Source organism: Priestia sp. TRN 1309, assembly GCF_050846875.1.
In the GTDB taxonomy this organism is placed as follows: Bacteria; Bacillota; Bacilli; order Bacillales; family Bacillaceae_H; genus Priestia; species Priestia zanthoxyli.
In genome coordinates this window covers 1,053,177-1,065,518 of record NZ_JBOZGM010000001.1, presented here as the reverse complement: position 1 = coordinate 1,065,518, position 12,342 = coordinate 1,053,177, and the positions used below count along the sequence as shown (strand labels likewise).

Here is a 12,342-nt window from a genome sequence, read left to right as displayed (position 1 = left end):
TTTGTACATCATATGTTGTGACAAGCCTATGTGTGAAAAGTTTTTATAAAACAAAAGGCAAGGTACAAACATTAGTGAATTTATTCATTTCACCCTGCTTCACCCAAAGTTTCCACATGTTTTTATGCTTTTTCTGTTACAATAAATGCATAAGTTATTTTTCATCCATATTGTTTGAAGGAGGATACGTAATATGGACGAACCAAAAGATATTCAACCTAAAGTAGAAAAAAGTTTCGAACTGATTGGCAAGAAGTGGACAGGATTAATCATCTATGTGCTTATGAGCGGTCCTAAACGCTTTAGTGAATTAAATGAAAGTATACCAGCTTTAAGCAGAAGGCTGTTGACAGAACGGATTAAAGAGCTTGAAGACCACGGAATCGTTGTCCGAAATGTCATTCCCGACCGCCCTATTCGTTCTGAATATTCGCTGACTCAAAAAGGAACAGAGTTAGGTAAAATACTAGGACCGATTAGCCAGTGGGCAGAAAGCTGGGTCCAAGATTAATAAAACTACTCCATAGAAAGGATGAGCATCATGGCAAATGTTCTCTATATTACTGCACACCCTTTAGCTGAAGACGAATCGCTTAGCATGGCTGTAGGGAAAGAATTTATTGACGTGTATAAGCAAACCCACCCAGAAGATGATGTGGTTCATTTAGATTTATATCAAGCAGATATTCCATACTTAGATGCAGACGTATTTAACGGATGGAAAAAGCTTCGTTCTCACTCCTCCATCCAGGATTTATCAACGGATGAACGATTAAAAGTGGGACGGTTAGCCGAACTAGGCGGACAGTTCGTACTCGCTGACAAATATATTTTTGTCACGCCAATGTGGAATTTTTCTGTTCCTGCGATCATGAAAACGTACATTGATGCGATTACCGTGTCAGGTAAAACCTTTACATATACAAAAGAAGGCGCTCAAGGATTGCTTAAAGGAAAAAAAGCAATTCACATTCAGTCCCGCGGAGACGTGTATTCAGAAGGCCCTGAAATGGCAAGAGAAATGGGTCACCGCTATTTAGAAATCATGATGGACTTCTTTGGAATCGAAGCGTTTGAAAGCATTATTATTGAAGGGCAAGTAAAATTCCCGGATCAAATTCCGCAAATTAAAGAAAAAGCACTCCAAAAAGCACATTCAATGGCCAAAACGTTTTAAATTCAATAAGAATCAAAAAGACCTCGAAGCTGACCGGGGTCTTTTTCTTTTCTTTCCTCTTCCCTACATTATATTTCCCTTGAAATATTCTTCTCTTTCTGTCTCGTTTTGCGCTAAAAATATATGTTAAACAAACGGTTAAACGCTGTTATTTTTTGTTACTATTAATAACGCATGAAACAAAAATATATAATTTTTCTTTTTCGTTTTTTAATTATCTACCTTCAAAAAAAGATAGTTCCTCTAGAAAAATAACGTTTAAAATCACACTTCAACCTGAAAAAACCCTTATTTTTAAAGGATTCAGCCATAAAATCCAAAAGCGTAATACTCTTAAAAATGTTTGTGAACATGATAAAACCCAATAAAAAACCTTTGACTAAATTTGTTACGTAAGTTACTATTAATAACGTAGTAGATGTTTTCGAACATATTATCTTTAATTCATGAAACAACATTTATATATTGAAGACAGAAAGGTGAAAAGAATTATGGCAAAAGTATTATATATTACAGCAAACCCTAACGATGCTACGCAATCATTCAGTATGGCTGCGGGAGATGCATTTATTAATGAGTATAAAGAAGTAAACCCAACGGATGAGATTGTTCACGTTAACTTATATCAAGAGCATATCCCTCACATCGACGGCGATGTATTCAGCGGATGGGGCAAACTTGGAAGCGGCGCAGAATTTGATACACTTACTTCTGAAGAACAGCGCAAAGTTGCTCGCTTAAACGAGTTAAGTGACCAATTTGCTCAAGCGGACAAATATGTATTTGTTACACCAATGTGGAACTTCTCATTCCCTCCAGTGATGAAAGCATACTTAGATGCTGTAGCAGTAGCTGGAAAATCATTTAAATATACAGCAGAAGGTTCTGTAGGTCTATTAACAGATAAAAAAGCGTATCATATTCAAGCAAACGGCGGTATCTACTCTCGCGGCCCTGCTGGTGAACTAGAAATGGGTCACCGCTATATGCGCATTATGATGAACTTCTTCGGGGTTCCTTCTATCGGAAGCCTATTTGTAGAAGGACAGGCTGCAATGCCAGATAAAGCACAAGAAATTAAAGAAGACGGTATTGCTCGCGCTAAAGAAGCTGCACGTACGTTCTAATAACAAATATAAGCACAAAAAAAGGAACATCTCCCCATGTTCCTTTTTTTTGTGCTTACAATTATATCTTTGCTTCCCCGCACAGCAGCGAATAAACATATGTATCAAACGGGATATTGTTTTGATATAGGTACTCTCTTAACGTCCCTTCTTTTTTAAATCCTACTTTGCTTAACAAAGCGATAGATCCGCTATTTTGCGTAAATACAATCGCTCCTATGCGATTGTATTGAAGTTCGTGGAAACCATAAGAAATCGCTTCATGAACGGCTTCCGTTGCGTATCCTTTGTTCCAGTGCTCCGGAAAAAGTGCATAGCTTATATTTGCTTTTTTATGTTCTGCAGACCACTCTTGAAACCCTATTGTGCCAATCAGCTTTTCGTTTTCTTTTAGCTGAATCCCCCATTTAATCAACTGCTTTTCTTCGTAGCCTTTGGAAAAATTCTTAATGATCCCTTTCACTTGGTCAATCGATTCTAAAGATTTTTGCCCGTAATAGCGCAGCACGTCTTCATCAGAAAAGCATTCTAAAATCTCACCCGCATCATTTTCTACAATTTTTCTTAATATCAGCCGTTTTGTCTCTAATTCCGGAAACATTTTCTTCCCTCTTTTCTGCGCAGCTTATCTATCTACGGTAAACCATACTATTCTCCTCTCAACTAGCAATATCCTGCTAAAACCTCACCCGTTAGGGCTCATTTCCTATCCAAATAGTCGATTTACAGCAGAGATAGTGGTATTTTATATAGTGGGCATACGTTGCTTGTTATCAATACAGAGGCGGTGAACGCAGAAATGAACCAAGATAAAGAATTGCTGTCCACGATACACGCTCTTCAAAAGGAGCTGCAGCAAGAAAAAGAAAACCGTGCGTATATGCAAAAAGATATGGACGAACTAAGAAGCGCTTTATTACAATCAGAACAAGTAAAACAAAACTTAATCGATCAGCTAGAAAAGAAAGTTGATTTGATTTTAACGTTGATTCAAAAAGGAGACGCATAAAGGAATGGATTTTTTTAAAAACAGCAAAATACTATACACCATTGTAGCACTTGTGATTGCTCTCATCGCTGTATTTACCAACAATTCGCCTATTTCCCTCATTCAGCAGCATGAAAATTCAAGCAGCACATCCAGCAGTACATCGGGGAGTACATCGGACCCTACATCAAGCAACGAATGCTCTGCAGAGACTCAAAGCGACAGGTTATTTACCGGCAAAGAGCTTGTCTTACAAGAAGGAAATGATAAATACGGATATTGCCACATTGTCGCGCATATGCAAAAACCAGGAGCGGACAATTACCATGGTAAAAGCCAATTCAGCAAGTATTTAAATGAAAAACAAGCCATGTCTATTGCCGAAGAAGTCATTAACGAAGGTGAAGACGGCACCAATAATAAATCTGGCAATTACGTTAAAGAAAAGTACATTAGTTCTTTAAACCAAGAAGTTAGAGTTGTGTATACCGACTACAGAGGCAAAGACTACGACTACAGTGTAACGACCATGTATCCAATAGGTCATTAACCCTAATATATACAATGAAAAAAGCAGGCCCACGCCTGCTTTTTTTCATTGTACCTCTTCTCATTATCTACAGCTCTAGAAAGTTAATAATTGATTTAAAGTCTATTTGATATGTAAAAAACCCAACTTTAAACTGTTAAATTTTGGAGATATGACAGTAGCACTTTTACCTCTTGGACATATTCTAAATATAAAAAAGAAACAGTCCTTTGCTTCTTTTTTAAGAAAGAGGTTTAAAAATGAGTAACAAATATAAAGTCAGAAAAAACGTATTACATCTTACAGATACCGAAAAAAGAGATTTTATTCGTGCCGTGCTAATACTAAAGGAAAAAGGAATATATGACCGCTATGTAGCCTGGCATGGTGCAGCAGGTAAATTTCATACTCCTCCGGGCAGCGATCGAAATGCAGCACATATGAGTTCTGCTTTTTTGCCGTGGCATCGTGAATACCTTTTGCGATTCGAACGTGACCTCCAGTCGATCAATCCAGAAGTAACCCTTCCTTATTGGGAATGGGAAACGGATGCACAGCTGCAGGATCCATCACAATCACCAATTTGGAACGCAGATTTTATGGGCGGAAATGGAAATCCCAAAAAGGATTTTATCGTCGATACCGGGCCATTTGCAGCTGGGCGCTGGACGACGATCGATGAACAAGGAAATCCTTCGGGAGGGTTAAAACGTAATTTTGGAGCAACGAAAGAGGCGCCTACACTCCCTACTCGAGATGATGTTCTCAAAGCTTTAAAAATAACTCAATATGATACGCCGCCTTGGGATATGACCAGCCAAAACAGCTTTCGTAACCAGCTTGAAGGATTTATTAACGGGCCGCAGCTTCACAATCGCGTACACCGTTGGGTTGGCGGACAGATGGGCGTTGTCCCTACTGCTCCGAATGATCCTGTCTTCTTTTTACACCACGCAAATGTGGATCGTATTTGGGCTGTATGGCAAATTGTTCATCGCAATCAAAACTATCTGCCGATGAAAAACGGACCATTTGGTCAAAACTTTAGAGATCCGATGTATCCTTGGAATACAACCCCTGAAGACGTTATGAACCATCGGAAGCTTGGGTACGTATACGATATAGAATTAAGAAAATCAAAACGTTCATCATAACCAGTTCTAAAAACAGCGGTATACAATCAAAAACAGGTAAACCCCCTCCCTTCTGACATAACTTATAAGGCCATAAGCATCGTAAAGCTTTCACATAAAATCATCGTAAAACTCACTGCATCATTTCCATTCACCATAAAATATAGTTAATCAACCATAATTGGGCTGTGAATAAGCTTCATATGAGGACCTTCGAACATATGAATAAGTTATCAAAGCTTTATAAAAGTTTTATAAATGAAGGGAAGATATTAAAATGCATAATAACGTAAACGCACCTTTTAGTTCTAATGAAAATATGCCGTTCTCACCTGCTATGGCTCACCACGCCTATACTGCTCCTGCTTATGACCATATGATTCCACACTGCGGATATACAATGCCGGACTATGGATATATGGAATGTGGATATAGCGTTCCTTGCCACAGAGGTAGTGGTTTTGCCATTATCATCGTACTGTTTATTTTACTCATTATTATTGGTGCATGTGGTTTCGGTTTCCATCACGATGATTGTTAACCTAAAAAACTCCAGTATAAATACTGGAGTTTTTTCATGTCTTAATCGCTGCAAACCTTATAGCGTTTCGTCCAAATCTAGGGGTCTCAGCTTCTCTTCAATTTCTTTGCGCTTCGGCTCTAAAAATGGGGGTAGCGCTAGTGTTTGACCCATCGTTTCAAGCGGTTCATCGGTCGCAAATCCAGGTGTGTCCGTTGATAATTCAAATAAAATGCCGTTTGGTTCTCTGAAATAAAGTGCTTTAAAATAGTATCGTTCTACTTTACCGGAATTCGGCAGACTGTTTTCATTTAATCGAGTTGCCCACTTATTGTATTCTTCTTCATTTGGCACACGGAAGGCAACGTGATGAACGCCACCGCGCCCTAAGCGAACTTTCGGCAAATCGGGTCTCGTTTCAATATGAACTTCGGCTCCGCTTCCGCCTTCACCCGTTGCATAAACCAAAATATCCTTTTGATTTTCTGCAAAAGATGGATAAGAACCCACATAGCGAAATCCCATAATGTTTGTTAGTACATCGACTGTTGGTTCTGCCGTGCCCACCGTTAGCGTGACCGGTCCTAAGCCGATGATCGCATGTTCTAACGGAATGTCTTCGCGCTCCCACGGCACGCCTGCTCTTACCCCTTTTTCACCGTTGTCCGCGACAAGAAGCAAACGTGTACCTTCATAATCTTTAAATGCTAATGTATCACGATTAGCTCGTTTAGCTATTTCTTCATATTCCACTCCGTGCTGCTCGAAGCGTTCTTTCCAAAAGTGTAGAGAATCCGTACTTTTAACGCGAAGCGACACAGTCGAAATGTCAGATGCACCTTCATGTGTTCTTGCAAGCCCTGGAATATCAAAAAACGTTACTTCCGTTCCTGGGGTCCCTTTTCCATCTGCATAAAATAAGTGGTAAGACTGAGTGTTATCTTGATTCACCGTTTTTTTTACTAATCGCATGCCTAAAACTTTAGTGAAAAACTGATAGTTTTTCTCAGCTTTCCCCGTCAAAATAGATACATGATGCAACCCTAACAATTCCATCTGCTCCGCCTCTTTTCATAATGTATAAATTTTTAACTTACGCTAAAATTATCTTTAATTTAATTATCTTTAATTAAAGATAATTTTAAAGGATATACAGCCTGTTTGTCAATAACAAGAAAAGTACTGTGGACATAAAAAAAGAAACTAAACACATAGTTAGTTTCTCTTTATCTTCCCTTCAACAAACTGCTGATCTTTTCCAACAGCGGTTACTTCTTAAGCACGCGCTGCACATTTTGTTTCATCAGCTCCGCAATTTTTGTTTCATTTTCACGCGACGTCTGCTCTAATTTTTCTATAACTAGCTGCTGTCTCTCTGCTGAATGATTTTGACTTAGCTTTTGCTTGCCTTCCATTTTAGTAATATCGATCTTAAATCCAACGATTCCTTTGCTTAAACCATTCATATAAGCAGGGTCAACGTCATTTAGTGTATATGTACTGCTCGGGCTTTCATATTTTTCTACCATCTTACTCAGCAGCCCAAGCAGTTCTGTTGGTTCTTCAATCATTTTCATGGTTCCATACACGTGAACAGCTTCATAATTCCATGTTGGTACAGCTTGATTCGTTTCATACCAAGACGGTGAAATATAGCAGTGAGGCCCTTGAAACACAATCAAAATTTCTTGATTTTCAGCATCTTTCCACTGCTGATTCGGACGAGCGAAATGCCCGTATAAAGCTTTTTCTTTCGGATCTAACATCAGAGGCAAATGAGTAGCATAAGGCTTTTCATTATGATATGAAAACAAAGTGGCGAATCCATTGTCTTCAATAAAATCATACATGATTTGTTCATCATTTACTTTAAAATACTTTGGAATATACATCGGCACTTCTCCTTTATCTTTTATTTAGTAAAGAATATAATAATACAGGTGTTTGCAACAGCGTCAGTTATAAACTTTTTATGGAGGTCAGCAAACATTTAATCGTTTATGAATCGATTTTTTAAGAAGCTTATGCTACACTGCTGTGATGTAAACCGCTGATTTTTAATATGTATTTATTTAGCACATGATGCAATTAGATAGTTGTTGGTTAAGCAAAGCGTTGGGGATCAAAAAAAGAAGAGCCCGTTTAAAACAGCTCCTTTTTCTCGCTTATCTATACAATTGAGGATTTTTTTCTCGTTTGATAGGTCCGCCTTTGGCTATATGCCACTCAATGACGCAATCCGTCAAGCGATCGTATACGTCGTCTTCTAAATACGGAGCTTCTGCTGAAGTAAGCAAGGTGTGAACATCGGCTTTTATTTCGGCTAGCATAGCTGCGCTGAATACGTCCGGGTCATTTAATACGTCTAATATATATAACACCAGCATCTCAAACCCGCTGTCCCAATTGGCATTTCCGTTTCCTTGAGCTTCACAGCGGAGCTTTTCAATAGCTCGGATAACCTCTCCTTCTACAATATCCGACTGCCCATTTCTCGGGACATAGTTTACCCATAGTTCTTTTGCTTCGTCAAAATATTTCATTCTCTACTCCTTTCTTCAGAAATCTATTCCTTATTTTTTCTTTGATTCATCGTCGTTCCAAAAACAACGCCTAATGAGGTCCCAATCGCAATACCAAACCCAATATTATCCATCATCATCCCAAGAGAAGCCCCCATCGCAATGCCCAGACCTAATCCCATTCCTAGATAATCTGTCTTTTTCTTTTCTTCAGACAAAAAACCACTCCTTTTTCTCCTATTTTATTGATACCTTTTATACGTAAAAACCACGCTAAAAGTTTCATAAAAATGGAAAAAAGCAGCCGCTGTAACTGCTTTTTAAATGACGAGCTGATAAACGGCCTCTCCGAGCAGCAAAATCGACGTAAGCATGCAGATTACACCGAATACATACATCGTTTTACGTGCAAACTTCTCAAACGATACGCCAAAGCATCCTTTAGCTATCCAGTACATGGGGATAAGAAGCCCTCTAATTCGAACCCGCTTCATTGATTCATCGGATAATGATCGAGATAAAGAAAGGATGATTAACCCAGCCATCATAGAAAAAACCGCTATCACTATGTTTAAAATAGAACTATCCATACGTTCCCTTCTTTTTCCTTTTTATACCTCCTATTTTAGCATAAAGGCCAGTTAAACTGTACGTGCAGAAAAATACAAACAACTCAACAGGGAAAGGTATCCAAACCTTAAGAAAAGGGCAGTTTAAAAATAAAAAACTTTTCTTACTTAAAAAGGATGGATCACGTTGACAACCAATCAAAAGAAATATCTTGAAAAAATACATAGCATACAGGAAGATCTCTCCAAAACGTGGGCTGAATATTGGCATCACTACTCGAGTCCAAGCTCTTGGCAGTTTTGGGTGACCTTGGGCGCTTTTATTTTGCCTTTAGTCATTCTCTATTTTTTTATTGATCGAAAAAAAGCCTTTCATCTAGGGTTTTATGGATTTAACGTGCACGTTTGGTTTCACTATAGTGATACCGCTGGCGTTTATAACGGGCTGTGGACGTATCCTTACCAAATCAACACAATCATACCCGTAAGCTTTAGCCTAGATGCTTCGCTTATTCCCGTTGCTTTTATGCTTCTCTATCAATGGACGATCAACCATCATAAAAATTATTATTTATATGCAACGGCTCTTTGTTTATTTTTTGCTTTTATTTTCAAACCATTATTAACAGGGATCGGCTTTTTCCAGCTGCATGAATGGGCTACTTACGGTTATTTATTTGTATTTTATCTCGGGGTGATAGTGCTATCAAAATGGATTACCAATCTGTTTCTTTATTTTGAAAAGCAGCATTCAATATGATAAGTGGCATCAATAAAAAACGTAAGCACCTTCAAAAGACCTTACGTTTTTTTGCTTATTTTCTTTACTAATTGTCAGCTTCCTCGAAAAACAGCTTTCTTTTTTTATTGTTAATTTAGAACATGCTGCATCTAGCAATAATAAAACTTCTGTTACTAAGGAGAATGAATTTTCCTAAGCCCTGCTTAACTTAGCGTTGTATAAGTCCATTAAACTGCTTAAATCATCTAACAACGGGCAGTGGCCTACACCTTTCATGATTTTTAACGTTGCATTTTCCCCTATGCCTTTTGCGATGTCAGATGCATCTCTTGTTGAAACCATTTTATCTTCATCTCCTTGAATAACCATAGTAGGAATCGTGATTTTTTCCACCTCTCCTGTCCCTTGAACAACACCGTTAAAATCGTTTGAAATGTTAAATCTCATGAGTGCGTAATTGATATCAATTAAGTTTCGCTGCTTGATCGTTCCTTCTAAATACTTTTCAAATTGATCAGCAGACGGCTTATTTTTTGTATATAAAAATTGACGCAGCATCATTTTTAAAAACCATGTGTTTTTTGTTTCTTTCGCGTTTTCTACCATTCTAAATGCTTCTTTTACTTCTTCTTTGGTTTGTATAAAATTGTTAGGAATAGGCAGTTCTAGAAACGTTCTTCTTGGAATGGGATAGCCTTTGATGTTGACGGAGCTTAATAGGATTAAATTTTTGGCATCATTCGGATGATCAATCACATATTGCATAGCAACTGCTCCTCCTAATGACCACCCGCTTATTGTAAAAGCAGACAACTTTAAAGCATCTGCAAACAGTTTGACATCATCTGATAAGTCTTTGATTGTGTGGATAGGTGTATGATAAGTGGAGTCTCCAAACCCTCTTAGGTCGATGGCATAAGCTGTGATATGTTCTGGCAGTTCGTTCATTAACACATCCCAGTTAAGGGAAGAATTCATGTTTCCGTGAATTAACAAAAGCACCTCTTTTCCGCCTTTTTTCATTCGGTAATTTACTGTTTCTCCATTCGGTAATTCTACTTTTGCTTGTTCTAAAGCAGATACGGTCATCGCTATTTTCCTCTTTTCTTATATGATTAGAACGATAGCTATCTTTAATTTTTACATACCCTATTTATCTAGAGTTAAGCAGTTCAAAAGAAGTTGTACAAACACCAAGATGATTGTGCGTCATTCTATTTGCTAAAAAAAGCAGCCAAATACGCGATTCGGCTGCCTTTTTATTATGAAGAAATATACGAATGAGCAACAAGGCCATTACTTTTTCGGTGCGTCTAATGCTTGATAAGCAAGCTGATATTTCCCGCCTTCAGCCACTTCTGCATGGTAGAGAGCTTTAAGAGCAAAGTTTTTTTCAAGGCTGTGCTCTTTCATCAGTCCATTCAGCTTACCTTGCAGTTCCTGATTGTCTTTAATGAGCTGCTTCATCTGTGATTTTAGATATTTCATGGTGTTTTCCGCTCCTTTCACTTGATGAATATCTATCAAGTATATCACTTAAGGATAGGATAATGGTAAAACGACTTACGATTGACGGATTAAATTTGTACCGCTCTGTTCTTTAAGCGCCCTACAAGCGGAACGACAATGATACCGGCGATAACAACTTGCATCACATTGCCTGGTATAGAGCCAAGCGGAAGGATCCAGTTACCGTAAAGAATCACTTCGGCAAAATAGTAGCCCACGATTTTCACAATCAGCGCAGCAACAACTGCCAGTGTGTTGACAAGTGCTCTTTTACCAGGTGCTTTTTCAGAGATAAGACCTGCTAAAAAGCCCATAGCCCCTACAATAATAAACGTAAACGGTGCCCATGCTGTCCAGCCCGAGATCAGATCGAATAACCCCATTCCAAAAGCGCCGGCGATGGCTCCTGTTTTTTTACCGTAAATAAAGGCCGCTATAAAAAGAGGAACGTTGCCTAAATGGATGAGACCTCCGTTACCCATGATTGGAAGCTTTATGTTGATAAACATTGTCGCTACAAACGTCAGTGCGATAAAAAGCGCATGCATGGATAAAGCTTTGATTTTGGTTGATTCTCTTGGTGAGTATGTTGAATTCATCTGTTGACCTCTTTCTTTTTTTACTACTATCATACTCCTAATTGGACACTTAATAAATATGTAAAACTATTTATTTAGTAAGGTATATCATTCTAGCAGCACACAGAGATCCGCTAACTTCAAAAATTGCCCTATCCCTTCTTTAAAAAATAAAGCTGACTCTGCTTCTTTTAGCAGACTGCGGCGCCTAATTTTTGTTATGGCAAAGTGTCTGTTCGGACATAATATGAGCAAATCGTTCTTTTTCAAGAGTTGACGAAGGCTGATAAATATGAGAAGTTATATGTTTGTAGAAATGAATGGAACAACTTAGAATTCCAGCGGAACCTGTTACTATAATTGTACTGATATTGACCAAGTCCGTTCAGATTGTGGCAGTCATAATTTTTACATACAGCAAGCAAGTTATAGGAGGAGCAAGAATGGATAATAACGATATTTTAATTAGATTACGATATGCCTTGGATTTAAAAAATACAGAAATGGTAGAGATCTTTAATCTTGGCGGAGAAGATGTAACCAAAGAAGACGTATTAAAAATCCTTACGAGAACACCGGATGAAGAAGACGAGGATGCAGTTCATGCGGACGATCATATACCGTGCACGAACAGTATGTTAGATTCTTTTTTAAACGGTTTTATTACCTTTAAAAGAGGAAAACAAGATCCTAAACCAGGGCAAGCACCTCCAGCGCCGGTTCAGAGCAATCAAAATATGTATAATGTCTTATTAAAGAAAGTGAAAATCGCTTTATCCCTAACAAGCGAAGAGATGTTAGAAGTATTTGACGACGGTGGAATACGTGTATCTAAAGCAGAATTAGGTGCTTTATTACGAAAAAAAGGCCATAAAAATTACAAACCGTGTAAAGAGAATTTTGCTCGAAAATTCCTAAGAGGCTTAACCGTACAATATAGAGGATAAC

The 12,342-nt window shown here is 38.2% G+C and carries 18 protein-coding genes; 9 read left to right on the top strand and 9 right to left on the bottom strand.

The window, feature by feature from the left end; genetic code table 11:
• Positions 1–193: 193 nt before the first annotated feature.
• The 3 genes from ACRPLQ_RS05755 to ACRPLQ_RS05745 all read left to right on the top strand — a co-directional run bounded on the left by ACRPLQ_RS05755 (position 194) and on the right by ACRPLQ_RS05745 (position 2,304).
• Positions 194–511 (top strand): winged helix-turn-helix transcriptional regulator, encoded by a 318-nt coding sequence (locus ACRPLQ_RS05755; protein WP_013058076.1) that lies wholly within the window; start codon positions 194–196, stop codon positions 509–511.
• A gap of 30 nt (positions 512–541) precedes the next feature.
• A complete protein-coding gene (locus ACRPLQ_RS05750; RefSeq protein WP_028414603.1) occupies positions 542–1,177 on the top strand; it encodes an FMN-dependent NADH-azoreductase in 636 nt (211 codons plus the stop codon).
• Positions 1,178–1,668: 491 nt separating this feature from the next.
• On the top strand, positions 1,669–2,304 hold the full coding sequence (locus ACRPLQ_RS05745) for an FMN-dependent NADH-azoreductase (RefSeq protein ID WP_033580247.1): 636 nt from the start codon (positions 1,669–1,671) through the stop codon (positions 2,302–2,304).
• Between the two features lie 61 nt (positions 2,305–2,365).
• On the opposite strand, the gene ACRPLQ_RS05740 is transcribed toward ACRPLQ_RS05745, so the two are convergent.
• Positions 2,366–2,905: a GNAT family N-acetyltransferase gene (locus tag ACRPLQ_RS05740; RefSeq protein WP_432235787.1), complete on the bottom strand. Its 540-nt coding sequence runs from the start codon at positions 2,903–2,905 to the stop codon at positions 2,366–2,368.
• A gap of 162 nt (positions 2,906–3,067) precedes the next feature.
• Here ACRPLQ_RS05740 and ACRPLQ_RS05735 point away from each other — a divergent pair, with 162 nt between their 5' ends.
• From ACRPLQ_RS05735 to ACRPLQ_RS05720, 4 genes are all read left to right on the top strand, one after another.
• A complete protein-coding gene (locus tag ACRPLQ_RS05735) occupies positions 3,068–3,313 on the top strand; it encodes a hypothetical protein (protein WP_321202017.1) in 246 nt (81 codons plus the stop codon).
• Between the two features lie 52 nt (positions 3,314–3,365).
• Entirely contained in the window at positions 3,366–3,842 is a 477-nt protein-coding gene (locus ACRPLQ_RS05730; RefSeq protein WP_321202016.1) for a hypothetical protein, read from the top strand.
• 239 nt (positions 3,843–4,081) lie between these two features.
• A complete protein-coding gene (locus tag ACRPLQ_RS05725) occupies positions 4,082–4,975 on the top strand; it encodes a tyrosinase family protein (RefSeq protein WP_033580244.1) in 894 nt (297 codons plus the stop codon).
• A 256-nt stretch (positions 4,976–5,231) separates the two neighbouring features.
• On the top strand, positions 5,232–5,495 hold the full coding sequence (locus ACRPLQ_RS05720) for a YjcZ family sporulation protein (RefSeq protein ID WP_432235786.1): 264 nt from the start codon (positions 5,232–5,234) through the stop codon (positions 5,493–5,495).
• Between the two features lie 57 nt (positions 5,496–5,552).
• Here the strand turns inward: ACRPLQ_RS05720 and ACRPLQ_RS05715 are convergent, their stop codons facing one another.
• The 5 genes from ACRPLQ_RS05715 to ACRPLQ_RS05695 form a co-directional block, all read right to left on the bottom strand.
• Positions 5,553–6,530, bottom strand: coding sequence for a ring-cleaving dioxygenase (locus tag ACRPLQ_RS05715; RefSeq protein ID WP_432235785.1), 978 nt, complete (start codon positions 6,528–6,530; stop codon positions 5,553–5,555).
• 212 nt (positions 6,531–6,742) lie between these two features.
• Complete coding sequence (locus ACRPLQ_RS05710) at positions 6,743–7,366, bottom strand: FMN-binding negative transcriptional regulator (RefSeq protein ID WP_165636428.1); 624 nt, start codon at positions 7,364–7,366, stop codon at positions 6,743–6,745.
• 273 nt (positions 7,367–7,639) lie between these two features.
• Positions 7,640–8,017: a hypothetical protein gene (locus ACRPLQ_RS05705; RefSeq protein ID WP_165636427.1), complete on the bottom strand. Its 378-nt coding sequence runs from the start codon at positions 8,015–8,017 to the stop codon at positions 7,640–7,642.
• A 23-nt stretch (positions 8,018–8,040) separates the two neighbouring features.
• The gene (locus ACRPLQ_RS05700; protein WP_165636105.1) at positions 8,041–8,214 is read right to left on the bottom strand and encodes a hypothetical protein; all 174 of its coding nucleotides are present in this window, start codon (positions 8,212–8,214) and stop codon (positions 8,041–8,043) included.
• A gap of 102 nt (positions 8,215–8,316) precedes the next feature.
• Entirely contained in the window at positions 8,317–8,586 is a 270-nt protein-coding gene (locus ACRPLQ_RS05695) for a hypothetical protein (protein ID WP_165636426.1), read from the bottom strand.
• 166 nt (positions 8,587–8,752) lie between these two features.
• On the opposite strand from ACRPLQ_RS05695, the gene ACRPLQ_RS05690 reads away from it, so the two are divergent.
• Positions 8,753–9,325 carry a CBO0543 family protein gene (locus tag ACRPLQ_RS05690; RefSeq protein WP_165636425.1) on the top strand — a complete coding sequence of 191 codons (573 nt, stop codon included), beginning with the start codon at positions 8,753–8,755 and terminating at the stop codon, positions 9,323–9,325.
• A gap of 174 nt (positions 9,326–9,499) precedes the next feature.
• Here ACRPLQ_RS05690 and phaZ read toward each other — a convergent pair whose 3' ends face one another.
• The 3 genes from phaZ to ACRPLQ_RS05675 all read right to left on the bottom strand — a co-directional run bounded on the left by phaZ (position 9,500) and on the right by ACRPLQ_RS05675 (position 11,415).
• Positions 9,500–10,396, bottom strand: coding sequence for an intracellular short-chain-length polyhydroxyalkanoate depolymerase (gene phaZ / locus ACRPLQ_RS05685; protein ID WP_028414614.1), 897 nt, complete (start codon positions 10,394–10,396; stop codon positions 9,500–9,502).
• Between the two features lie 207 nt (positions 10,397–10,603).
• Positions 10,604–10,795: a hypothetical protein gene (locus ACRPLQ_RS05680; protein WP_013058089.1), complete on the bottom strand. Its 192-nt coding sequence runs from the start codon at positions 10,793–10,795 to the stop codon at positions 10,604–10,606.
• 89 nt (positions 10,796–10,884) lie between these two features.
• A complete protein-coding gene (locus ACRPLQ_RS05675; protein ID WP_028414615.1) occupies positions 10,885–11,415 on the bottom strand; it encodes an ECF transporter S component in 531 nt (176 codons plus the stop codon).
• A gap of 422 nt (positions 11,416–11,837) precedes the next feature.
• Between ACRPLQ_RS05675 and ACRPLQ_RS05670 the strand changes: the two genes are divergently transcribed.
• On the top strand, positions 11,838–12,341 hold the full coding sequence (locus ACRPLQ_RS05670) for a DUF1456 family protein (RefSeq protein ID WP_034268493.1): 504 nt from the start codon (positions 11,838–11,840) through the stop codon (positions 12,339–12,341).
• Position 12,342 lies beyond the last annotated feature (1 nt).